The sequence below is a fragment of the Streptomyces bambusae genome (assembly GCF_020532645.1).
GTDB lineage: Bacteria > Actinomycetota > Actinomycetes > Streptomycetales > Streptomycetaceae > Streptomyces > Streptomyces bambusae.
Map to the genome: position 1 here is coordinate 37,428 of NZ_JAJAUZ010000047.1, position 21,633 is coordinate 59,060.

Here is a 21,633-nt window from a genome sequence, read left to right on the forward strand (position 1 = left end):
CGCGGTGGCCGAGCAGTTCATCGGGGCGGGCTGGGCGTTCCCCGTACGGACGGACCCGACCGGCGGGATGGCCCTGGTCGGCGGGGACCGGGAGATCGAGCAGAGCATGCGGCTGATCCTCGGCACCGCGCCCGGGGAGCGGCCGATGCGCCCGCAGTTCGGCTGTGCCATCCACGACCACGTGTTCGCCCCGGCGGACGCGGCGACGGCGGCGCAGATCGCGTACGAGGTGCGGTGGTCGCTGGAGCGGTGGGAGCCGCGGATCGAGCTGGTCGACGTCGCCGTCACCTTCGACGCGCAGGACGAGGGCACGCTGTACATCGACATCCGGTACACCCTGCGCGGCACCAACGACCCGCGCAACCTGGTCTTCCCGTTCTACGTGATCCCCGCGCACGACGGCGCCGGGCAGGGAGGCGGGGAGTAGTGGCCCTGCCCGAACCGAACCTGGACGACCGCCGCTTCCAGGACCTCGTCGACGAGGCCAAGCGGATGGTCCAGCAGCGCTGCCCGGAGTGGAGCGACCACAACGTCTCCGACCCGGGGATCACGCTGATCGAGGCGTTCGCGCACATGACGGACCAGCTGATCTACCGGCTGAACCGGGTGCCGGAGAAGAACCACATCGCGTTCCTCGACCTGATCGGGCTGCACCTGAACCCGCCGACGGCCGCCCGTACGGACGTCACGTTCTGGCTGTCGGCGCCGCAGCAGCAGACGGTGCAGGTGCGCGCGGGCACCGAGGTGGCGACCCACCGGACCGGCACGGAGGAGGCGGTGGTCTTCTCGACCGTCGAGGAACTCGCGGTCGTGCCGGTCGAGTTGGCTTCGGTGCTGGTGCAGACCGCGGGCGGCGGCGGGGAGGGCGACCCGCGGGCCGGGGGACCGGCGTCCGCCGGTACCGACCGCCGCCCCGAGCTGGCCGACGGCCGCCGCGTGCCCTGCTTCGCGGCCGTGCCCCGCCCCGGCGACGCGCTGCTGTTCGGCCTCTCGCGGGCCGCCCCGCGGTGCGTGGTCGCGCTCCGCCTCGACTTTCCCGTCGCCGGGCACGGCATCGACCCCGAGGACCCGCCGCTGGCCTGGGAGGCGTGGACCGCGGAGGGCTGGACGCCGTGCGAGGTGGACCGGGACGGCACCGGCGGCTTCAACCGGCCCGGCGACGTCCTCGTCCAGCTCCCCGCCGGGCACCTGGCCTCGGTGGAGGCCCGGCAGCGGGCCGGCTGGCTGCGCTGTGCGGTCACCGCCCCGCGCCGCGGGCAGCGGCCGTACTCGGCGACGCCCGAACTGCTCGCCGCGGAGGCCTTCACCGTCGGCGGCACCGCCCCCGCCGTGCACGCCGAGCGGGCCGGCGAGGAGCTGCTCGGCGTCTCGGAGGGCGTGCCCGCGCAGACGTTCCGGCTGGACCGGGCGCCGGTGGTGGCCGGCAGCCCCTTCACGGTGGAGACGGCCCGGCCGGACGGTACGTGGCTGCCGTGGCGGGAGGTCCCGCACTTCGCCGAGTCCGGCCCGCTGGACCGGCACGTCCACCTCGACCGCAGCACCGGCGAGGTGGCGTTCGGCCCGGCGGTGCGGGAGGCCGACGGCAGTCTCCGGCAGTACGGGGCGGTGCCCGGCAAGGGCGTCCCGGTGCGGGTCCGCACGTACCTCGCGGGCGGCGGCCGGGGCGGCAACGTGGCCCGGCGGGCGCTGGCCGTCCTGCGCAGCTCCATCCCGTACGTTGCCCGGGTCGAGAACCGGCGGGCGGCCGGCGGCGGCGTCGACGGCGAGGACGTGGCCAACGCCCGGCTGCGCGGGGCCCTCGCGCTGCGCACCCGGGAGCGGGCGGTCACCGCGGACGACTACGAGTACCTGACCCGGCAGGCGGCGCCCGAGGTGGCGCGGGTGCGGTGCGTGGACGCCGGGGCGGGCGGGGTGCGGGTGCTGCTGGTGCCGGCGGCCGCGGACGACGGCGAGGGCCGGCTGGAGTTCGGGCAGCTGGCCTGCCCGGCGGACCTGCTGGCCGGCGTGACGGCGCACCTGGAGGCCCGCCGGATGCTGGGCGTCCGGCTGCTCGTGGAACCCCCGTACTACCAGGGCGTGACGGTCGTCGCCGACCTGCGGCCCGCCGCCGGGATCGCCCGGGCCAGGGCGGAACGCGCCGCGCTGGCCGCCCTGTACGGCTACCTCAACCCGCTGACGGGCGGCGCCGACGGCACCGGCTGGCCGTTCGGCCGCGACGTCCACAGCGGTGAGGTCTTCGCCCTCCTCCAGCGCGTCCCGGAGGTCGACACGGTGCTCCGCCTCCGCCTCTTCCCCGCCAACCCGGACTCCGGGCGCCGCAGCGAGCAGACCGACCGCATCCCGCTGGCCCCCGGCTCGCTGGCCTTCTCGTACGACCACCAGATCCGCTTCCCGGAGGCGGGCGCGTGAGCCGCCGGCTGGTTCCCGGGCTGGCCGGCCGGTACCCGCTGGGCGGGCAGCTGCCGGCCGTGTACGCCGAGGACGACAACGCCCAGCGGATCACGGAGGGGCTGGACGAAGTGCTGGCGCCGGTGCTCGGGGTGCTGGACAGTCTGGCCGCCTACTTCGATCCGCGGCTCGCGCCCGCGGACTTCGCGGCCCTGCTCGCCGCCTGGGTGGGCGCGGAGTCTCCGGCGGCCGTGCCGGGTGCGGTGGCCGGGCATGCGGCCCGCGGCACCGCGGCCGGGCTGGCGGCGGCGGTCGGGCAGGCCTTCGGGGTGCTGGCGGAGGTGTACGAGAGCGGTGGCAGCGCCTGGTCCGCGACCGCCGGCGCTCCCCTGCCCGGCAGCCCCGACCCCTCCCTGACCGTCCGCCTCCACGTCCCGGACCCCGCCGCCGTCGACCTCCCGGCCCTCGACGCCTTCATCTCCCGCCACCGCCCGGCCCACCTCCCGTACACGGTCGAACTGGCCCGGGACCCGGGGCGGAGCCCTGAGGGGTGACCCTGCTCGGCAGACCGACCCGGCGGGGCAAATTCCAGCCCCGCCAGGGGGTACCTCCCAGCCCCCTGGGGCTGGGGGAGTTTGAGGCGCGGGGTCCGGGGCGGAGCCCCGGTCAGAGGAACTCTGCCAAGGCGTCCAGCGCGCGCAGCACCTCCGCCTCACCCCCGGAGGGGAGCTGCGCCACGACCTCCTCGACCCCCAGATCCGCGTAGTGCGCGAGCTTCCCCGCGCTCGGGTGGATCGCATACGGCACGACCTGAAGCCCCTTCGGGTCGCGGCCCGCCCGCTCCCAGGCCGTGCGCAGCACCGGCAGGGACTCCGTCAGACCGCGCCCCCCGATCGGCATCCACCCGTCCGTGTAGCGCGCGATCTGGGCGAACAGCTTGGGCCCGGCCGCCCCGCCGAGCAGTGTCCGCGGCCCGTGCAGCGGGCTGCCGTCGCCGAGGAGCCGCGGCGCCTGCACCGGCTTCGGGTACGCCGTCGACGCCTGCACCGAGCCGAACGGCCCCTCGTACGCGGTGGGTTCCGGCGCCCACAGCGCCCGCATCAGCGCCGCCCGGTCCTCGACCAGGTCCCGCCGGGTCGCCCAGTCGACGCCGTGGTCGGCGGCCTCCTCCACGTTCCAGCCGTACCCCAGGCCCAGCGTGAACCGCCCGCCGCTGACGTGGTCGAGCGTGGCGATCTGCTTGGCCAGGGCGATCGGATCGTGCTGCCCGAGCAGCGTGATGCCGGTGCCGAGGGCGATCCGCGCGGTCACGGCCGCGGCCTGGCCGAGCGCCACGAACGGGTCGAGGGTCCGCCCGTACTGCTCGGGCAGCTCGCCGCCCATCGGCGCGGCGGTGTCCCGGGTCACCGGGATGTGCGTGTGTTCGGGGAGGTAGAGCCCGTGGAAACCGCGTTCCTCCAGCTCGCGCGCGAGCCGTACGGGCGTGAGGGTGAGGTCCGTCAGGAAGATGGTCGTGGCGATCCGCATGTGCTGGCACCTCCATCGCGTGGGTGCGCCCAACGTACGGGGTACGCGCGCGAAAACCGAGTGCGCCGGAGGGAGTTCAAGGGGGGCGCACGGTGATGGCAGTGCGCTGCCACGTCTGTGTTCGTTCTCTGGATTCGGCCCGTCCGCCCTAGTACCTTCGTGCGCGTGCAGCTCCGCTACGACTACCGTCTGTATCCGGATGGAGAGTGAGCGCCGGCCCCCTGCCCGTCCGGCGGTGGGCGAGGAAGCCTCGACGTCCGCAGCGGTCCGGCCCCCCACCGTGCACGAACGCCTGGTGCCGGGTCTGGCCGCTGGTACGGCCCCGCTCACCCTGCTGATCGCGCCCGCCGGCTACGGCAAGACCACCGTGCTCTCGCAGACGGCCGCGGCGTTCTCGGCCCCGGAGCGCGGCCCGGTGCCCGGCGGGCGGCTGCTGCTGTACTGGCACCCGAGCCGGGACACCCGGGGCGCGCCCGTCCTGCTGGGCCTGCTGGCCCGCCGGCTGGGGCTGCCCGAACCGACCACCGTGGAATCCCTGCTGCTGGCGGTGGAGCGGCGTCCGGAGCGGCCGGTGCTGCTGCTCGTCGACGACGTCCACCTCGTGCACGGCAGCCCCGCCGAGGCCGTCCTGGCGGAGCTGGCCCTGCTGGCGCCGCCGCAGCTGCGGCTGGTGCTCGCCGGCCGCCGGATGCCGGCCCTCAACCTGAACCGGGCCGAACTCGCCCAGACCCGCGTCCTCGCCGCCCCGGAACTCCGCCTGGACGGGGCCGAGATCGCCGAGGTGTTCCCCGACGCGCCGGCCGAGCTGGGCCGCCTCACCGACGGCTGGCCGGGTGTGCTGCGGCTGGCCGGGCCGGCCGTGCTGGCCGGGCGGGACCCGCTGGACGTGGCCGCGCTGCGGACGTACCTGGACCGCGAGGTGCTGGCCGGGCTGCCGGAGCGGCTGGTCCGGCAGCTGGCCCGGCCCGGGCCGCCTTCGCCGGAGCTCGTCGAGGACTGCGCGGAGTTCGGGCTCGCGGCGGACGTCCCGCTGCTGCGCGGCCACCTGAGGCGGGCCGGTCCGGCCGCGCCGCCCGCGCCGGTCCCGTCCGCTGCTCCGGCTGCCGCCGTGGCCGGGCCGCCGCCGGTGGCCGCGCCGCTGTCGCTGCGCTGCTTCCGGCGGTACGAGGCCACCGTGGCGGGGCGGCCGCTGGACTGGAGCCGGACCCGGCCGCGGGTACGGGCGCTGGCCCGGCTGCTGTCCGTGCACGCGGGGCGGCCCGTGCACCGGGAGGAGCTGATGGCCGCGCTGTGGCCGGAGAGCCCGCCGCATTCGGCGGGGCGCGGTCTGCAGGTCGCCGTCTCGGCGCTGCGGACCTTCCTCGAACCGGGGCTCGACCGGGGGCGGGCGCAGGTCCTCGTCCGCTCCGGGGAGGCGTACATGCTGGTGCTGGCGGCGGGTGGCAGCTGCGACGTGCAGCGGTTCGAGGCGGCGGCGGAGGAGGGGCAGCGGGCGGCCGCCCAGGGCGACGCGGTCCGTGCGGTGGCCGCGCTGGAACGGGCGCTTCGCCTGTACACGGGCGAGCTGCTTCCCGAGGACGGGCCGGCGGAGTGGGTCGTCCCCATCCGCGAGCGGTACCGCACGCAGGCGGTCCAGGCGGCCCATACGCTCGCCGTGGTCGAACTGTCCCGAGGCCAGGCGGAGTCCGCGGTCACCGCGGCCTCCCACGCCCTTTCCCTCGACCCCTTCCAGGACGCCGTCTGGCGCCTCCTGATCGCCGCCCACCGCCGGGCCGGCGACCCGGTCGCCGCCCGCCACGCGGAACGCCGCCACGCCCGCATGCTCGACACCCTCGGCGTCCTCCACGACACCTGACGCGTCCCCGCCCCCGCCCGTTGAGGCTCCGCCCCGGACCCGGCGCCGCATCCCAGCCCCTCCGGCGTTTGAGGAGCGGGTCCGGGCAGAGCCCGGTGCCCGGCGCCAGCCGGGTTGCCTTGGGGCTCCGCCCCAAACCCCGCTCCTCAATCGCCGGAGGGGCTGGATTCGGGGCTCCGCCCCAAACCCCGCGCCTCAAACTCCCCCAGCCCCAGGGGGCTGGGAGGTGCCCCCTGGCGAGGCTGAAATTGCCCCATCCGGCCCGCAGGCAAAGTCCGGACAGGGGCTGGAAGTGCCCGCAGTGTCCGGGCAGGGGGGCAAAATCCAGCCCGTCCGGCGTTTGAGGACCGGGGTCCGGGGCGGAGTCCCGAAGTCAGCGGCGCTTGAAGAACTCCAGCTCCGCGAGCGCGAGGTGGCGCCCCGGCCCGGCCCCGTACGCGGCGAGGACCGCCACCCGGACGCGGACCGCGTCACTGACCGGCACGTGAAACGTCTGCTTCCCCGCCGCATCGGCCAGCCGCAAGTCCTTCACGGTCAGCCCCCCATCGGCAGACGTCACCGTCACCCGCAACGCCGCCGGCCGCGCCTGCGTCAGATACTTCTCGGCCACCGGCGAAGCCCCGCCGTACACGACGAGGTCGGTCAACCGCACCGGCCCGCCCAGCACCGCATCGAGGAACTGCCCCTCCCCCGAGGAGACCCCTGCCGGCGCCCAGTACCGGTCCGTCGTCCCGTCCACGGCCAGCCCCCCGGGATGCCCGGCCAGCGCACTGGACGCCGTCACCCGCACCGCGTGCACCTGCTCCGTCTTCCCGGTCCGGTCCCGTACGGCCTCCACCGCCCGCCCCGCCTCCCCGCGCAGCGCGTACCCCACCGCAACCAGCGCGAGCAGCACCAGCACCGGCAGCACGAACCGCGGCCGCCGCCACTGCCGCCGCACCGGCCGCTCCCCGGCCCGCGCCTGCACCTTCGGCTTGCGCGCGAACACCCGCCGCCACCACGGCGGTTGCGGCACGACCACCGCATCGGCGAGCAGTTCCCCGCACCGCCGGCAGTACCGCCGGACCGCCTGGTTCCCCACCCCGCACTGCCCGCACACCAGCTCACCGGGCCGCGGCGCCTCGAACACCGGCTCCACGACCGGCTGCGGCGGCTGCACCCCCGGCCGGCCGGCTCCGATCTGCGGCTGTACGACGTCGGCGGGCGGCCGCTCGGGCCGAGGCGGCACGTTCCGCGGCGCAGGCGCTCCCCCCTCGGGCTGCGCTCCGGCCGCGCCAGGGCGCTCGGCAGGACGGACGGCAGGGGCCGGAGGCCGCGCCCCGGCAGCGGGATCGCCGGGCCGCGCTCCGGCCGCCCCGGCCCCGCCCGCCCCCGCCACAGCCCCGCTCCCGTCGTCCTCCAGGAACGCCCCGCAGGACCCGCAGAACTCCTCGCCGGACCCGCCCCGGGTGCCGCACACGCCGCAGGTGACCATGCGCCCCATGCTCCGCGCACCACCCGCACTGGGCCATGCCCTCCCGGGCACGCACCGGGCCCACCCCTGCCCCTTCGGGCACCCGCTTCCGGGGCTCCGCCCCGCACCCCGCGCCTCAATCGCCGGCGGGGCTGGTTTTCGGGGCTCCGCCCCGTACCCCGGTCCTCAAACGCCGGACGGGCTGGATTTCCCCTGCCCGGACTCTGCCTGCAGGCTGGGGGCTACGGGGCAATATCCAGCCCCGCCGGCGTTTGAGGCGCGGGGTCCGGGGCGGAGCCCCGAATCCTTGAGCTCCGTCGCCCCCTCAGGCCCGGGGATACCGCGTCAGCCAGCCCGGGGAGGACACGGCGGGGCCGTGGAGGGAGGGGCCCTGCGTCATTTCCATGGCGAAGTCGTCGGCCAGTTCGAGGATCGTCGCCCGGCCCTCCAGCTCGGCCAGCCAGGCGGCCGGCAGGGCCGTCTCGCCGTTGAGGGCGCCCAGCAGCGCTCCGCACAGCGCACCGGTGGCCGTGGAGTCGCCGCCGTGGTTGACGGACAGCCGCAGCCCGTGCCGCAGGTCCTCCGCGACCAGCGCGCAGTACACGGCGACCGCGAGCGCGTCCTCCGCGTCCCGTCCGTCCCCGGGGGACAGCGACTCGACGCGCGCGGGCGACGCTCCGCCCGGCCCGGCGGCGGCGCTCAGCGCCCGCTGGAGCGCCTCGCTCACCGCCACCTGCCCAGGCCGCGGCTCCAGCAGTTCCAGCGCCCGCCGGACCGCGTCCTCCAGCGAGTCCCCGCGCGCCAGCCCGTGCACGATCACGGCGAACGCGCCCGCCGACAGGTACGCGGTCGGGTGCCCGTGGCTCTGCGCCGCGCATTCCACCGCCAGCTGGAGCACCAGCGTCGGCTCCCAGCCGACGAGCAGCCCGAACGGCGCCGACCGCACGGTGGCCCCGGCGTCCCGCGCCGTCGGGTTCTTCGGCTTGTCGAGCGTCCCGAGGATCTCGTCGCCGAACCCGGTCATGCACGCCCGGTCCGGCCCGCGCCGCGCGTACAGCCATTCCTCCTGTGCCAGCCAGCCGTTGTCCTTGCGCCGCTCGTCCGGCCCCCAGTCGTGCTGGGTGGCGGCCCACCGCAGGTACGCGCGGTGCACGTCGGTCGGCGGGTGCCAGGCCCCGGTGTCGCGGCGCACGTGTGCCCGTATCAGCCCGTCCACGGTGAACAGCGCGAGCTGCGTGGAGGCGGTCACCGCACCCCGGCGGCCGTAGACCGGCGCCGGCTCGGTGAGCCCTTCCAGACCGTGTTTCTCACGGATGCCCGCGAGCGAGAGCCCCGCGACCGGCGCGCCGAGCGCGTCGCCGATGGCGCTGCCCAGCAGGGCCCCCCGGACCCGGCTGCGGAAGTCCTGCTGCTCGGTACGTCCCCACACCGCCGCACCCGCGACGGCCGTACCCACTGCTGTTGCCGAGCTCACCTGGAACCCCCAATTCCCCTGGCGCAGAACTGTAATGGACACCTTCGGTCGGAACCGGACGATGTCGGCCACGTGGACCGGGAGTGACCGGAGAACGGCTGGAATGCGCCAGCCATCCAGGTGTCGGGCCCCCGGCCTCGGGGAATGCGGCCCGGCCGGTCCCGGGGCGGCCGACGACCGCCCGGGACCGGCCGTCCCTCAGTCCAGCACGGGCAGCAGCTCCGGCAGGTGCCCGTCCGATGCCGCCGCGGCCCGCTGCCGCTCCTCCGGCACCGGCCCGTACAGGGTGGTGCGCGGCCGGGCCGGCCGGCCCGCCGCCTCGGCGATGGCGACCAGGTCGCGGACCGCCTTGTACGAGCCGTAACTCGACCCGGCCATGCGGGAGATGGTCTCCTCCATGAGGGTGCCGCCCAGGTCGTTCGCCCCGGACCGCAGCATCTCCGCCGCGCCCTCCGCGCCCAGCTTCACCCAGCTGGTCTGGATGTTGGTGATGTGCGGGTAGAGCAGGATCCGGGCCATCGCGGTGACCGCCCGGTTGTCCCGCAGCGTCGGGCCGGGCCGGGCGATGCCCGCCAGGTAGACCGGCGCGTTGGTGTGGATGAACGGCAGCGTCACGAACTCCGTGAAGCCGCCGGTCCGCCGCTGGATGTCCACCAGGGTGCGGAAGTGCCCCAGCCAGTGCCGCGGCTGGTCCACGTGCCCGTACATCATCGTGGAGGAAGAGCGCAGCCCCACCTCGTGAGCAGTGCTCACGACGTCGATCCAGTCGGCCGCCGGCAGCTTCCCCTTGGTGAGCACCCAGCGCACCTCGTCGTCGAGGATCTCCGCGGCCGTCCCCGGGATCGAGTCCAGCCCGGCCTCCTTCGCCGCCGTCAGCCACTCCCGTACGGACATCCCGGTCCGGGTGGCCCCGTTGACGACCTCCATCGGCGAGAAGGCGTGCACGTGGATCCCCGGCACCCGCTCCTTCACCGCCCGCGCGATGTCGAAGTACGCCGTCCCCGGCAGGTCCGGGTGGATCCCGCCCTGCATGCAGACCTCGACGGCGCCGACCTCCCACGCCTGCGCGGCCCGCTCGGCGACCTGGTCCAGCGACAGCGTGTACGCGTCCGCGTCGGTACGGCGCTGCGCGAAGGCGCAGAACCGGCAGCCGGTGTAGCAGACGTTCGTGAAGTTGATGTTCCGCGTGACGACGTACGTGACGTCCTCGCCGACCGCCGACTTCCGCAGGTCGTCCGCGACCCGGCACAGGGCGTCCAGCGCCGGCCCGTCCGCGTGCAGCAGCGCCAGCGCCTGCCCGTCCGTCAGCCGCTCTGGGTCGTCCGCGGCCTGCGCCAGCGCCTCCCGCACGTCCCCGTCGATCCGCTCCGGCACCATCCCGGGCGCGGCCGCCTCGCGCAGCGCCTCCCAGTCGCCGTACACCTCGTCGTAGTCGGCCCGCCGGTCGCCCGTGCGGCCCTCGGTGTCGATGGTCCGGTGCAGGTCGGTACGGCCCGACGCGCTCGCCGTGAAGGCCTCGTCCGGCTCCTGCCACGGCCGCCCCACCACCGGTGCGTCCGCCAGCGCCAGCCCGGTGTCCGGGTCGGCGAGCGCCCGTACGTGCGGCAGCAGCCGCGGGTCCAGCCACGGTTCGCCGCGCTGCACGAACTCCGGGTACACGCACAGCCGCTCGCGCAGCGCGAAGCCGGCCTCGGCGGACCGCTCGGCCAGCAGGTCGATCTGCGGCCACGGCCGCTCCGGGTTCACGTGGTCGGGGGTCAGGGGCGACACCCCGCCCCAGTCGTCGATGCCGGCGCCGAGCAGCCGCCCGTACTCGCCGTCGACCAGGTTCGGCGGCGCCTGGAGGCAGGCGGCCGGGCCCATGATGTGCCGGGCCACCGCGACCGTCGCGACCAGGTCGTCGATCTCCGCGTCCGGCATCCCGCGCATCGCCGTGTCCGGCTTGGCGCGGAAGTTCTGGATGATCAGCTCCTGGATGCCGTGGTACGACCGCGATATCCGGCGCAGCGCGAACAGCGACTCGGCCCGCTCCTCGTACGTCTCGCCGATCCCGATCAGCAGCCCCGACGTGAACGGCACCGACGACCGCCCGGCGTCCTCCAGCACCCGCAGCCGTACGGCCGGCTCCTTGTCGGGGGACCCGTGGTGCGGGCCGCCCGGCTCGGACCACAGCCGGGTCGCGGTGGTCTCCAGCATCATGCCCATGCTCGGCGCGACCGGCTTCAGCCGCTGGAAGTCCGACCAGGACAGCACGCCCGGATTCAGGTGGGGGAGGAGCCCGGTCTCCTCCAGGATCCGGATTGCCATCGCCCGCACGTACGCGAGGGTGTCGTCGTAGCCGTGCGCGTCCAGCCACTCGCGGGCCTCCGGCCAGCGGTCCTCGGGCTTGTCCCCGAGTGTGATCAGCGCTTCCTTGCAGCCGAGGGCCGCGCCCCGGCGGGCCACGTCGAGGACCTCGTCCGGAGACATGAACATGCCGTGTCCGGCGCGCCGCAGCTTCCCCGGCACGGTCACGAAGGTGCAGTAGTGGCACTTGTCCCGGCACAGCCGGGTGAGCGGGATGAAGACGCTCTTCGAGTACGTGATGACGCCGGGCCGCCCGGCGGCGGCGAGGCCGGCGTCGCGGATCCGGGCGGCGGAGGCGGCGAGGTCCGTCAGGTCCTCGCCGCGCGCCTGGAGGAGGACCGCGGCCTCGGTCACGTCGAGGGCGACACCGTCGCGGGCCCTTTTCAGCGCCCGTCGCATGGCATTGGCGGTGGGCGGCTGCACAGGGGTCGTGGTCATGCCTGGAGCATACGATCAGCTGAAATGGCCACGAGAGGATTACCGGTCACCTCTTCGGCTCTCTGGCCGGTCACCGCATCAGCTCGCCCGCGTTCACGAGCAGCTGCTGCCCGGTGACGGCCCGCGCCCGGTCCGAGGCGAAGAACGCGGCGGCGTTCGCCACGTCGCCGTCGGTCGCCAGGTCCGGCAGCGCCATCCGGGCCGACAGCCGGGCCCGCACCTCGTCCTCCGGCACCCCCTCGGCGTGCGCGGTGAAGGTGACGAAGGCCTGCACGGGCGGCCCCCACATCCAGCCGGGCAGCACCGTGTTCACCCGGATCCGGTGCGGGCCCAGCTCCCGCGCCATCGAGTACATGGCGGAGGTCAGCGCCCCCTTGGAGGCGGCGTACGCGGCCTGCTGCACCTCGTTCGGAGCGGCGATCGCGGACTGCGTGCCGATGATCACGACGGCGCCGCCCTGCCGTTTGAGCGCGGGCAGGCAGGCGCGGGTCATCCGCAGCGTGCCCAGCAGGTTCACGTCGAGGATCTGCGCCCAGGTCCCGAAGTCGGCGTCCTCAAGCCCGCCGAAGTACGAGTCCCAGGCCGCCACGTGCACGACGGCGTCCAGCGCGCCGAACCGTTCCACGGCGAGCGCGGCCAGCGCCGCGCACTGCTCCTCGTCGGCGATGTCGGTGGTCCGGTAGGCGGTGTGCCGGCCGTCGGGGTCGATCTCGGCGGCGGTCTTGGCGAGGTTCGCCTCGGTCCGCGCCCCCAGGACGGCGTTCCCGCCCTCCCGTACGACGGCGGCGGCCACCTGGTGCCCGAGCCCGGCCCCGACCCCGGACACGACGACGGTCTTCCCTTGCAGCATCATGCGGCTCGCCTTCCGTGTCTCCCCTGATGGCTGACGGTGCGTCAGATTAAAGGGGTGGAGGAGGGAGGGGAAGAGGCGTGCGGAGGATCTAGGGTGGCGGGCAGTGCGGCCGGCGGGGGAGCCGGCCGAGAGGGGTAGGGGGCACAACATGGCGTTCCGGAAGTTCCTCAGCGCGATCGGCGTCGGCGCACCGTCCGTGGAGACCGTGGTCGACACCCCGGTGGTCCGCCCCGGCGAGACCCTGCGCTGCACCGTCACCGTGCGGGGCGGCGGGGCCGACGTCACCGTCGAGCGGCTGCGGCTGGACGTGGTCGTCCGCGCCGAGGACCGCGAGGTCGACGGCTCCACCGCGTGGAACAACCCGTACCCGGTGGTCACGGTCGACGTCGACGGCTTCCGGCTGGCCGCGGGCGAGACCGTCACCCGCGAGGTCGCGATCGCCCTCCCCTGGGAGATGCCGGTCACGCACGCCCTCGGCAGCCCCCTCAAGGGCTCCAAGGCCGCCGTCCGCACCGAACTGGCCATCGACAACTCCGTGGACCGCGGCGACTTCGACCCGGTCGAGGTCCACCCGCTGCCCGCCCAGGACGCCGTCTTCCGGGCGTACCGGGACCTCGGCTTCCGCCTCCACGAGTCGGAGATCAAGCTCGGCCTGCTCAGCCGCGCCCCGCGCATGGAGTCCCGCCAGACCGAGCCGTACTGGCAGGAGATCGACTTCCACTTCCCGGAGTCCTGGCAGCGCGGCCTCGGCGAACTCGAAACGGTCTGCGTCGCCCGCGCGGACTCCCTCGACACCCACCCCGGCGGCTACCCGCCCCTCGCCGTCGCGTACGCGGACCTCTCCCAGGCCGACCTGACGAAGGCCCTGGACGAGCACGTCCGGTCCTTCTGGCGGGTCTAGCGCCCGGACCGCCGACGTCGGTGCCGAGAGCCCCCTGTCCTGCCGGTCGGCAGCAACAGGGGGCAACGCGCCGCCGTCACCGGCAGCTTCACGCGGAGGTGTGCGCGATGAAACCGGCCCATGCGGCCGGCCCGAAGGTCAGCTGCGCGCCGGCCTGCACCTTGGAGTCGCGGACGTGGATGGTGGCGGGGGTGGTGGCTACCTCTACGCAGGAGTCGCCCTCGCTGCCGTCGCTGTGGCTGCTCTTGCGCCAGGCCACTTCTACGCAGTCGTGGCCGTCGCTGCTGTCGCTGTAGCTGCTCTTGAACCACTCCAGCTCGGGTGTGTGGATCATGTCTCTCCCAGCACTTGCTCGATGAAGGCCAGCGACTCCCGTGGCGGGAGAGCCTGGGCCCGGATGATGCCATACCGCAGCTCAAGAACCCGCAGTTGCCTGGGGTCGGATACGGGACGGCCGCCGAACCTGCCGTCCGTACGCCCGACGCCCGAGCCGTCTCCGAACTTCAGCACCTGGATCAGGCCTCCCATTCCGGCGTGGTCTTCCGTGTTGGTCAGCATCACCTGCACATCCACGCCACGAAGGCGCGCGACCTCCAGGATGTGTTCGAGCTGTCGGCGCAACACCATTTTGCCCCCGATCGGCCGCCGGAGAATCGCCTCTTCAAGGACGAAACTGAGGGTCGGCAATGGTGCGCGGTTGAAGATGGTCTGGCGGGCCATCCGTGCAGCGAGCAAGCGCTCGATTTCGCTCTCCCCATAGGCGGGTCGCCAGGTCTCCAGCAGGGCGCGCGCGTACGTCTCTGTTTGGAGCAAGCCGTGGATGTTGTGGTTTCCGTACGCCAGCAACTCCACTGCCTGGGACTCAAGCTTCGCCAAGTTGCGGACCTGCTTCGGATACCGGACCTGCCCCACGTCCTCCTGCATCGCCCGGATCTTCCCGCCCGCGTTCAGGACGCCGTCCGCCCTGTCCAGGTACTCCGGCCGCGGGATCCGCTTGCCCGCCTCGACCTTGTAGACCAGGTCTTCCCCGTACCCGATCGCCTTGGCGAAATCGGCCGCCCGCAGGCCCGCGCCCTCCCGCCACGCCTTCAACTGCCGCCCCACCGCGGCCACCACCGCCGCGCCCTGTTCGTCTTCCGGATCCACCTCCCAGCCCGGCTCGTCCGTGCTGTCGTCGTTCCTGTTGGGGTCCATGCTCATCTGCCCACCTCCAACCCGCCGGGTACCCGAGGCCCGGTCCGGACAGCCCGGACAGCAGTGGACAAGCTCCGGACAGTGTCCGTACGCACCGGCGTTGTCGCTGTGCAGCGTAGGGAGCGGCGGTCAGGCTCGGTCAGGTGATTGAACAAACCCAGGCGCCCGTACGTCAGTTCACCCTCCGGATGTCGGCCACGCCGCGCAGCGCCCGCCTCGCGCGGCTCTTCGCCGTCGAGGAGATCCGCTCGTGGGGGCTGCCGCAGACGGCCGGCGAACACGTCATCGCCGAACTCACCGCGAACGCGGTCACCCACGGCCGCGTGCCGGGCCGCGACTTCCACCTCGCCGTGTCCGTGCACGGCGCGACCCTCCGCATCGAGGTCTCCGACCCCCGCGGCACCGACCTCCCGGCCCTCCGCGAACCGACCGCCACCAGCGGCCGCGGCCTCGCCATCGTCAACGCCCTCTCCACGCGCTGGGGCGTCACCCCCGGCCCCGCCCCCCGCAAGACCGTCTGGGCCGAACTCGCCCTCCCTCCCGGCGCCCATGACGGCGGAGACTGAGCGATGACAGACTCCTCGGCATGGCGAATGGCGGACTGTGGGTCGGCGTTCTCACTGCACTGACCGCGCTCGGAGCCAGTTACCTCACCGCGCGGGCCACCTCCCGCGCGGCGCTGGCCCAGGCCCGTACGACCACGAGGGCGGAGGCCCTGCGCGAGCAGCGCGACCGGCGCCGGTCCACCTACCGCGAGATGATGGACCGCGCGCACGCCTTCAACGAGGTCACCTGGCAGATCGACGAGGTCGACGCGGCCTCCGACGAGGGGACCAGGAGCAGGTGCGGTCCGACGGGCCGTGACCGGGGCGCGGACACCCGCGATCCGGTGGCTCGCGGGGTCAGGGGGCCCGATATCCAAAGACCAAAGAACCGGGGGAAAGGAACCCCACCAATCCCCTCCTTCCTCCCGCAGCCGGACCATCGCTCGCACGGGTGAACTCTCCTGGCGGAACTGGAAATTGGGGTCGGCATCGGGCATATGCTCGCCGCGGCAAACCTCAGACATGAGACGGCCCCCGCCGGGTTGACACCCCGGGCGAGGGCCTGACCACACAGGAAGAAGCACCCGACTTCCGATGGCCTCCTCGCACCCTAGCGCTCCCGCGCGCGAAGGGATCCGGCTTCCCGCGCGGACTCCCCGATCCGGCGTCATCCACGTCAACCGGCGCCACGACAGCCACTTCACCGTGGTGGGCAACCACCTCGCCCAGCACGCCGAGCTGTCGCTCACCGCCCGCGGTCTGGCGCTGTACATCCAGTCCCTCCCGACCGGCACCCCGATCGGCATCAAGGACCTCAACACCCGCTTCCCGGAAGGCGAACACCGCATCGCCGGCTGCCTGCGCGAACTGGAAGCCCACGGCTACCTCGCCCGCACCCGCGAACGCCTCCCCAACGGCCACGTGGTCACCCGCACGTACTCGTACAACCACCCGGGCAGCACCCCGCACCACCCACCCCCACCGGACCCACCCCCACCGGACCCGCGCCCGGACCCCGATCCCGACCCGGACCCCACCGACCCCCCACCCCCGCCGCCGGACCCCCGGGACCCGGACGCGTATCCGGTCGAGCCGCCGCCGGACCCTCCGGCCGACGCCCCGGCCCCGGCGCCCGGCCCGCCCCCGCCCGCGGAGCCCACCCCACCCGCAGAGCCGCCCTCCACCCCCGCCGAGCCCACCGCCTGGCTCACCCGCGAAGCACACCGCCTCCTCGCGTCCCTCCGGCAGCGCAACCCCCGCCTGCTCCTCGCCGAGCGCGACGTCAGACGCCTCGCCCCGCTGATGGAGGAATGGCTCGTCCGCGGCGCCCAGCCCGAAGCGATCCTCCGAACCCTCTCCGCCGACCTCCCGGACGACGTCTGGTACCCGGCCGCCTTCCTCGCCCACCGCCTGAAGGCCCTCCTCCCCGCCCCGATCCCCGTCCACCACCTGCCCTCCCCGGTCCCCGCCCCCGACCAGGTCGTCCACCCGCTCCAGAACTGCGACCGCTGCGACCACGCCCACCGGGCCCCCACCCGCGGCCTCTGCCCGGCCTGCGCCCGCTCCAAGACCCCGGCAGCCGCATGAACCACCCGATCGATCCATATGGATTTCTGTATAATCCTGATGTGGTCGACCTTGGCCGATCGAGATCGAACCAGAGGTCCGGCAATGGCTGGAGCAACTGCCGGACCGGCAGTACGACAAAGTGGAGCGGGCTGCCGACATGCTGGCGGCCCAACCGACGACGCTGGCGGAGCCCTACAGCCGCCACCTCGGCGGCAAGGTTCGTGAGCTTCGCTTCATCCTGGACGGAAGCGCCGTCCGGATCGCCTACTGGCTGGCGCCCGGGCGGCGGATCGTGCTGCTGACCGTGTTCCGCAAGACCAGGCAGCACGAACAGGCCGAGGTGGAGCGGGCGCGGCGAGCCCAGGCGGCTTGTGAAGAGACGCATGGGCTCGCTGAGCACAGCTACGACCGGATCGATCAGGAGGCGCCGTGAACCACACGCAGTGGAAGACCCGCCAGGCCAGGAAGCTGGCCGGGGAATCGGTGGTGGAGTCGCAGGCCTACGTGGAGGCCGGACACGCATTCGTGCTCGGGCAGGCCGTGTACGACCGGCGTACCGCGTTGCGGCTCTCGCAGTCCGAGCTCGCGCGGCGCGCCGGCATGACACAGCCGCAGATCTCGCAGATCGAAGGCGGGGACTCAACCCCGACGCTCGCCGTGCTCACCCGCCTTGCCAAAGCCCTGGAGGCTGCGCTCACCATCGACCTGCACGGCGACACCTCGGCCTTCGTTTTCACCCCGCACGGCGATCGCCACCCCGACGGCGGCCACACGTCGGCCGCGTGACCCGGTCCGCAGCGCCCCGATCGGCCGCCCGTCAGTCGACCATCAGGACCCACGCGTAGCTCGGCCACCAGAAGGCGCACGCGTACGGGACGCCCCAGGCGTCACCGGCCGCACGGCAAGCCTGCTCGGTGGCGTACATGCCGACGGGCCGCCGCTCGGCCGCGGCCTCCGGCGCGGACTCCTGTGCGACCGCCGCGTGGGCCGTCGCGGTGGTACCTGCCAGGACGAGTGCGCCCCCCAGGGCCAGACCGATCAGTGCATGACGCGTACGCATGGCGTTCCCCTCCGCTGGTCGTGGTGCTCGGGTACGGGGAGGCTCACGCGCCGCGCTGGAGAACCGGTGGCGTACGACCGGAGCGCACACCACCGCAAAAGGATCAGGGCGTCAGAAATACAGGAACGGAATGACCGCCGGCGGTAGCGAAGCCGAGGTCAGGATGTCGTAGTGGGTCGCCCCCGGAAGGATCGCCAGCCGGCTCCGCGGGCCCTCCGGCGCGGCCGGCGCCGGACCCGGTCCGGGGTCGAGCAGCCCACCGCCCAGCAGGGCGAAGAAGTCCACGGCGTGCCCCGGCCGCACACAGTCCGCGTCCCCGAACACCAGCAGCGTCGGCGCCGTCACCGACGGGACCTCCGACGCCCAGTCGAAGTCCCGCTGCACCAGCTCCGTCGTCTTCCGCACCAGCACCGGCCAGTCCTCCGGCCGCGGCGCCAGCCGCTCGTACACCGCGTGCTCCGGCGTCCCCCGCATCGCGTCCGCGTCCCGCTCCGACATCCCGTCCATCCGGGTACGGGTCCCCGCGTGCAGCCCGTCCCGGCTGAACAGCCCCGACACCAGCACCAGCCTCCGCACCAGCTCCGGATGCTGGATCGCGGTCCGCAGCGCCACCCACGCACCCGTCGAATACCCCAGCAGATCCGCCGGCCCCGCATCCAGATGCCGCAGCAGCGCCGCCACGTCGTCCGCCAGCAGCTCCGCCCGCAGCGGCCGGTCCGGCACGTCCGCGGTCCGGCCGTGGCCCATCAGATCCACGAGGATCACCCGGCGGTGCACGGTCAGCGCCGGCAGCAGCGCGGCATACGACGCGCCCGAGCCGAACCCGCCGTGCAGCAGCACCAGCGGGGCGCCTGCGCCGTGCTCCTCGTAGTAGACCGACAGCCCCGTCCCCGGGACCCGGGCGTAACCCGCTCTCGCCGTCGCCATCGCCGTGCGCCTCGCCTTCTGCCGTTGCTGCCGTCGCCGCCGTGGCCGTTCCACCGCGCCGCACGTGCCTGCCGGAACCCCCGGACCTCCGGGAACCATCCCGGAGGTGGACGTGCGGCGGGCGCGGAATTCATCGGCCGGACGGCGGCCGGACCGAAATCAGGCGGAAGAAAGACCGACGGACAGGCGTCGCAGCCCCTCCGTGATCTCCTCCGGGGTGTGCGTGGTGAACGACAGGCGCAGCGTGCGCGGGTCCGGTTCGCCCGTGAAGAACGGGGTGCCCGGCACGAACGCGACGTCCTGCGCGATGGCCTCCTTCAGCAGCGCGGTGGCGTCGTGGCCGGCCGGCAGCCGGGCCCACACGAACATGCCACCCTCGGGCCGGTTCCATGCCGAACCGGCCGGCAGCGCGTCACCGAGCCCGGCCAGCAGGGCGTCCCGCCGGTCCCGGTAGGCCGTGCGGATCCGGTCCACGTGCACGTCCAGGTCGTTCGCCGCGAGGTAGCGGGCCGCCGCCAGCTGGTCCACCGTCGACGTGTGCAGGTCCGCGGCCTGCTTGGCCACCACCGCGGCCCGCCGCAGCGCCGCCGGGGCGCGCAGCCAGCCCAGCCGCAGCCCCGGCGCCATGATCTTGGAGAAGCTCCCGAGCAGCGCCGTACGGTCCGCCGCCCCCGGGTGCGCGGCCAGCCACGGCACCTCGGCGCCCTCGTACCGGAGTTCGCCGTACGGGTCGTCCTCGACCAGCCACAGCCCGAGCCGGCCGGCGATCTCCGCGACGGCGGCCCGGCGGGCGGCCGGCAGGGTGCGGCCGGTCGGGTTCTGGAAGGTGGGGACGGTGTAGAGCATCTTGGGCCGCTCCCGCCGCACCAGCTCCTCCAACGCCTCCGGTATCAGCCCGTCCTCGTCGCAGGGCACGGCGACCACCCGCGCCCCGGCCAGCCCGAAGCACTGGAGGGCGGCCAGATAGGTCGGGTTCTCGACGAGGACCACGTCACCGGGCTCGACCAGGGTGGCGGTGATCAGCGTCAGGGCCTGCTGCGAGCCGGTGGTGATCACCACGTCGTCGGCGGTGGTCGCCAGCCCGCGCGCGCTCGCCCGGGCGGCCACGGTCTCCCGCAGCTCGGGAGCACCCTCGGTGGTCGAGTACTGGAGGGCGCGCGCCCCGGCTGCCGCGAACGCGGCGTCGTACGCGGCCCGCAGCCCCGCCGTGTCGAACAGCTCGGGCGCCGGCAGCCCGCCCGCGAACGAGATCACCCCGGGCCGCTCGGTCAGCGCGAGGATCTCCCGCACGGGCGAGCCGCCGACGGCGGTCGCACGGGCGGCGAAGGCGGGGGGACGGGCGGGTGCAGGCATGGGTACTCCCTGGTTGATGGGGCGTACGAGCGGGTGCGGACACCCTAGCCAGGACTACGTGCAGACGGCAGCTACTTGTCCGCCCCTCGGACTCCCTCCGCCGGCGCTGGGTCCGCCCGTCGGCCGCGGGCGGTGCGTACGTAAGGGGAGACAGCGGGACGTGCCGGACGGTTGTGGTGCCCGGGTCGAACGAGACCTGACCGAGACCGCCGCGTGATGTCCCGCGCGGCGGTCCGGAGTTGGCCTGTCGGCGTCAGAACGCGCCCTTGAGGCCCCACCAGTTGGGGTCCACGACGTAGCCCGGGGAGAGGGTGCCGTCGCCGCGGCCGGGGTGGATCAGGAGGGTGCCGCCCGTGGTGACGCTTGCGATGTCGAGGAGGCCGTCGCCGGTGACGTCGCCGTTCGCGATGACCGAGGACATGGGGTTCCAGCCGGAGCCGATCAGGCGGCGCGGCGCGAGGGCCGAGGTGCCGCCCGGGTAGAGCCACAGCTTCCCGGTGGCGGCCTCGCGGGCCAGCAGGTCGGGGCGGCCGTCGCGGTTCAGGTCGCCCGGGCCGGACAGCAGGTTCATCGCACCCCAGCCGCTGCCGCCGATCAGCCGCCGTACGCCCAGGCCGCCGGAGGCCGTGCCCGGGTACAGCCACAGCTTCCCGGTGGCGGTCTCGCGGGCGATCAGGTCGCCGCGGCGGTCCCCGGTCAGGTCGCCGACGGCGGTGATCAGCGACATCGTGTTCCAGCCGGTGCTGCCGATCACCCGGCGCGGCAGGAAGTCGCCGTCCCCGGTGCCCGGGTAGAGCCACAGCTTGCCGGTGGACCGCTCGCGGGCGATCAGGTCCTCGCGGCCGTCGCCGGAGTGGTCGCCGTGCCGGGTGATCGCGTCCATGCCGTTCCAGCCGCTCGTACCGGCCAGCCAGGCGTCCCCGGTGCCGGAGACGAACCACAGCGCGCCCGTCTCGTCGCGGACCAGCACGTCCGAGCGCCGGTCCCCGTTGAGGTCACCGAACCCGGCCGCCCGGGTGCCCGCCTCGTCGTACCAGAACGGGAACGCCGGCAGCACGCACTCGCGCGCCGTCCGCACGAACTTCAGGGAGCTCTTGTCCAGGTGCCCGGCCCCGCTGTAGCCGGTGCCGGACGCGTGCGGTCTGACTGCCGACCAACTGCCCGTCGGCCCGGACTCGACCACGTAGTTCCGCCCCGAGTACAGGCAGGCGATCATGTCCGTACGGTTCGTGAACGAGCGGATCCGGTTGTCGTACGAGCCCAGCCAGGGCGTGTCGGTGCGGGTCTGGAGCCGCGGTCCGGTGGCGGTGGTGTTCGTCCACGCGCAGAACCGGCCGGCGGCGCAGTCGCCGAACCCGGCCGCATCGGCCTGTGCTGCGGGCGCCACGGCCAGCCCGAGGGCGCCGATGGCGAACGCGATGGCGGCGGCCGCGCCGCGCAGAAGTCCCTTTTTCATGTGCCCGATCCCCTTCGAGTGGCCGTCCCGCGGCCCCGCGCCGCGCTCTCGGAGGGGACGGATGCCCTTTGGACGACCGGCAGTTCCGCCCGTACCGGCCTGTACCCCGCCCGATCCCGGACCGCGACAATGTCCCGGCCGGGGAAAACCAGCCCCTCCGGCGTTTGAGGAGCGGGGTTTGGGGCGGAGCCCCAACACAGGCCGGCTGCGCCGGCTCGCGGGCGCCCCCCCGCCCCCCCCCCCCAACCCCCGCGGGGGGGGGGTTGGCCCCCCCCCCCCCCCCCCACCCACCCC

At 74.3% G+C, this 21,633-nt stretch carries 21 protein-coding genes; 10 read left to right on the forward strand and 11 right to left on the reverse strand.

Going from position 1 to position 21,633, the window contains the following annotated elements:
• Window positions 1–4 precede the first annotated feature (4 nt).
• Genes LG634_RS27200 through LG634_RS27210 form a run of 3 tightly spaced genes read left to right on the forward strand, consistent with a single transcriptional unit; the run spans window position 5 to window position 2,942 of the window.
• Window positions 5–427, forward strand: a complete 423-nt coding sequence (locus LG634_RS27200; protein ID WP_226737352.1) for a GPW/gp25 family protein — start codon at window positions 5–7, stop codon at window positions 425–427.
• Window positions 427–2,409: a putative baseplate assembly protein gene (locus LG634_RS27205; RefSeq protein WP_226737314.1), complete on the forward strand. Its 1,983-nt coding sequence runs from the start codon at window positions 427–429 to the stop codon at window positions 2,407–2,409. Before LG634_RS27200 ends, LG634_RS27205 begins: the two co-directional genes overlap by 1 nt.
• On the forward strand, window positions 2,406–2,942 hold the full coding sequence (locus LG634_RS27210; RefSeq protein WP_226737316.1) for a phage tail protein: 537 nt from the start codon (window positions 2,406–2,408) through the stop codon (window positions 2,940–2,942). The genes LG634_RS27205 and LG634_RS27210 overlap by 4 nt, the downstream gene beginning before the upstream one ends.
• Window positions 2,943–3,054: 112 nt before the next feature.
• Here LG634_RS27210 and LG634_RS27215 read toward each other — a convergent pair whose 3' ends face one another.
• On the reverse strand, window positions 3,055–3,915 hold the full coding sequence (locus tag LG634_RS27215) for a TIGR03619 family F420-dependent LLM class oxidoreductase (protein ID WP_226737318.1): 861 nt from the start codon (window positions 3,913–3,915) through the stop codon (window positions 3,055–3,057).
• A gap of 199 nt (window positions 3,916–4,114) precedes the next feature.
• Between LG634_RS27215 and LG634_RS27220 the strand changes: the two genes are divergently transcribed.
• Entirely contained in the window at window positions 4,115–5,770 is a 1,656-nt protein-coding gene (locus LG634_RS27220) for an AfsR/SARP family transcriptional regulator (RefSeq protein ID WP_226737320.1), read from the forward strand.
• A 373-nt stretch (window positions 5,771–6,143) separates the two neighbouring features.
• Here the strand turns inward: LG634_RS27220 and LG634_RS27225 are convergent, their stop codons facing one another.
• The 4 genes from LG634_RS27225 to LG634_RS27240 form a co-directional block, all read right to left on the reverse strand.
• Window positions 6,144–6,998 (reverse strand): discoidin domain-containing protein, encoded by an 855-nt coding sequence (locus LG634_RS27225; protein ID WP_226737321.1) that lies wholly within the window; start codon window positions 6,996–6,998, stop codon window positions 6,144–6,146.
• Window positions 6,999–7,548: 550 nt separating this feature from the next.
• Window positions 7,549–8,697, reverse strand: a complete 1,149-nt coding sequence (locus LG634_RS27230; RefSeq protein WP_226737323.1) for an ADP-ribosylglycohydrolase family protein — start codon at window positions 8,695–8,697, stop codon at window positions 7,549–7,551.
• Window positions 8,698–8,895: 198 nt separating this feature from the next.
• Complete coding sequence (locus tag LG634_RS27235) at window positions 8,896–11,481, reverse strand: bifunctional FO biosynthesis protein CofGH (RefSeq protein ID WP_226737325.1); 2,586 nt, start codon at window positions 11,479–11,481, stop codon at window positions 8,896–8,898.
• Between the two features lie 70 nt (window positions 11,482–11,551).
• Window positions 11,552–12,334, reverse strand: a complete 783-nt coding sequence (locus LG634_RS27240) for an SDR family oxidoreductase (RefSeq protein WP_226737327.1) — start codon at window positions 12,332–12,334, stop codon at window positions 11,552–11,554.
• Window positions 12,335–12,482: 148 nt separating this feature from the next.
• Here LG634_RS27240 and LG634_RS27245 point away from each other — a divergent pair, with 148 nt between their 5' ends.
• On the forward strand, window positions 12,483–13,235 hold the full coding sequence (locus LG634_RS27245) for a sporulation protein (RefSeq protein ID WP_226737329.1): 753 nt from the start codon (window positions 12,483–12,485) through the stop codon (window positions 13,233–13,235).
• An 88-nt stretch (window positions 13,236–13,323) separates the two neighbouring features.
• Here LG634_RS27245 and LG634_RS27250 read toward each other — a convergent pair whose 3' ends face one another.
• Both LG634_RS27250 and LG634_RS27255 read right to left on the reverse strand, forming a co-directional pair.
• Window positions 13,324–13,569, reverse strand: coding sequence for a DUF397 domain-containing protein (locus tag LG634_RS27250; protein ID WP_226737331.1), 246 nt, complete (start codon window positions 13,567–13,569; stop codon window positions 13,324–13,326).
• Complete coding sequence (locus LG634_RS27255) at window positions 13,566–14,435, reverse strand: helix-turn-helix domain-containing protein (protein ID WP_226737332.1); 870 nt, start codon at window positions 14,433–14,435, stop codon at window positions 13,566–13,568. Before LG634_RS27255 ends, LG634_RS27250 begins: the two co-directional genes overlap by 4 nt.
• Window positions 14,436–14,617: 182 nt before the next feature.
• On the opposite strand from LG634_RS27255, the gene LG634_RS27260 reads away from it, so the two are divergent.
• From LG634_RS27260 to LG634_RS27280, 5 genes are all read left to right on the forward strand, one after another.
• Entirely contained in the window at window positions 14,618–14,995 is a 378-nt protein-coding gene (locus LG634_RS27260) for an ATP-binding protein (protein ID WP_226737354.1), read from the forward strand.
• A gap of 20 nt (window positions 14,996–15,015) precedes the next feature.
• A complete protein-coding gene (locus LG634_RS27265) occupies window positions 15,016–15,429 on the forward strand; it encodes a hypothetical protein (protein WP_226737334.1) in 414 nt (137 codons plus the stop codon).
• A 250-nt stretch (window positions 15,430–15,679) separates the two neighbouring features.
• On the forward strand, window positions 15,680–16,561 hold the full coding sequence (locus tag LG634_RS27270; protein ID WP_226737336.1) for a helix-turn-helix domain-containing protein: 882 nt from the start codon (window positions 15,680–15,682) through the stop codon (window positions 16,559–16,561).
• Between the two features lie 58 nt (window positions 16,562–16,619).
• Window positions 16,620–16,976, forward strand: a complete 357-nt coding sequence (locus LG634_RS27275) for a type II toxin-antitoxin system RelE/ParE family toxin (protein ID WP_226737356.1) — start codon at window positions 16,620–16,622, stop codon at window positions 16,974–16,976.
• Complete coding sequence (locus LG634_RS27280) at window positions 16,973–17,329, forward strand: helix-turn-helix domain-containing protein (protein WP_226737338.1); 357 nt, start codon at window positions 16,973–16,975, stop codon at window positions 17,327–17,329. Before LG634_RS27275 ends, LG634_RS27280 begins: the two co-directional genes overlap by 4 nt.
• A gap of 31 nt (window positions 17,330–17,360) precedes the next feature.
• On the opposite strand, the gene LG634_RS27285 is transcribed toward LG634_RS27280, so the two are convergent.
• From LG634_RS27285 to LG634_RS27300, 4 genes are all read right to left on the reverse strand, one after another.
• Window positions 17,361–17,603: a hypothetical protein gene (locus tag LG634_RS27285; RefSeq protein ID WP_226737340.1), complete on the reverse strand. Its 243-nt coding sequence runs from the start codon at window positions 17,601–17,603 to the stop codon at window positions 17,361–17,363.
• A gap of 111 nt (window positions 17,604–17,714) precedes the next feature.
• Window positions 17,715–18,530: an alpha/beta fold hydrolase gene (locus LG634_RS27290; RefSeq protein WP_226737342.1), complete on the reverse strand. Its 816-nt coding sequence runs from the start codon at window positions 18,528–18,530 to the stop codon at window positions 17,715–17,717.
• 159 nt (window positions 18,531–18,689) lie between these two features.
• Complete coding sequence (locus LG634_RS27295; protein ID WP_226737344.1) at window positions 18,690–19,883, reverse strand: aminotransferase-like domain-containing protein; 1,194 nt, start codon at window positions 19,881–19,883, stop codon at window positions 18,690–18,692.
• A gap of 253 nt (window positions 19,884–20,136) precedes the next feature.
• Window positions 20,137–21,339: an FG-GAP-like repeat-containing protein gene (locus LG634_RS27300; RefSeq protein WP_226737346.1), complete on the reverse strand. Its 1,203-nt coding sequence runs from the start codon at window positions 21,337–21,339 to the stop codon at window positions 20,137–20,139.
• Window positions 21,340–21,633 lie beyond the last annotated feature (294 nt).

What these genes read in the sequence shown, in the direction of transcription:
- LG634_RS27300 (WP_226737346.1), bottom strand. Translation starts at nt 21,339, where the DNA reads ATGAAAAAGGGACTTCTGCGCGGCGCGGCCGCCGCCATCGCGTTCGCC.
- LG634_RS27240 (WP_226737327.1), bottom strand. Translation starts at nt 12,334, where the DNA reads ATGATGCTGCAAGGGAAGACCGTCGTCGTGTCCGGGGTCGGGGCCGGG.
- LG634_RS27285 (WP_226737340.1), bottom strand. Translation starts at nt 17,603, where the DNA reads ATGCGTACGCGTCATGCACTGATCGGTCTGGCCCTGGGGGGCGCACTC.
- LG634_RS27265 (WP_226737334.1), top strand. Translation starts at nt 15,016, where the DNA reads ATGGCGAATGGCGGACTGTGGGTCGGCGTTCTCACTGCACTGACCGCG.
- LG634_RS27295 (WP_226737344.1), bottom strand. Translation starts at nt 19,883, where the DNA reads ATGCCTGCACCCGCCCGTCCCCCCGCCTTCGCCGCCCGTGCGACCGCC.
- LG634_RS27255 (WP_226737332.1), bottom strand. Translation starts at nt 14,435, where the DNA reads ATGAGCATGGACCCCAACAGGAACGACGACAGCACGGACGAGCCGGGC.
- LG634_RS27220 (WP_226737320.1), top strand. Translation starts at nt 4,115, where the DNA reads ATGGAGAGTGAGCGCCGGCCCCCTGCCCGTCCGGCGGTGGGCGAGGAA.
- LG634_RS27215 (WP_226737318.1), bottom strand. Translation starts at nt 3,915, where the DNA reads ATGCGGATCGCCACGACCATCTTCCTGACGGACCTCACCCTCACGCCC.
- LG634_RS27290 (WP_226737342.1), bottom strand. Translation starts at nt 18,530, where the DNA reads ATGGCGACGGCGAGAGCGGGTTACGCCCGGGTCCCGGGGACGGGGCTG.
- LG634_RS27260 (WP_226737354.1), top strand. Translation starts at nt 14,618, where the DNA reads ATGTCGGCCACGCCGCGCAGCGCCCGCCTCGCGCGGCTCTTCGCCGTC.
- LG634_RS27250 (WP_226737331.1), bottom strand. Translation starts at nt 13,569, where the DNA reads ATGATCCACACACCCGAGCTGGAGTGGTTCAAGAGCAGCTACAGCGAC.
- LG634_RS27245 (WP_226737329.1), top strand. Translation starts at nt 12,483, where the DNA reads ATGGCGTTCCGGAAGTTCCTCAGCGCGATCGGCGTCGGCGCACCGTCC.
- LG634_RS27235 (WP_226737325.1), bottom strand. Translation starts at nt 11,481, where the DNA reads ATGACCACGACCCCTGTGCAGCCGCCCACCGCCAATGCCATGCGACGG.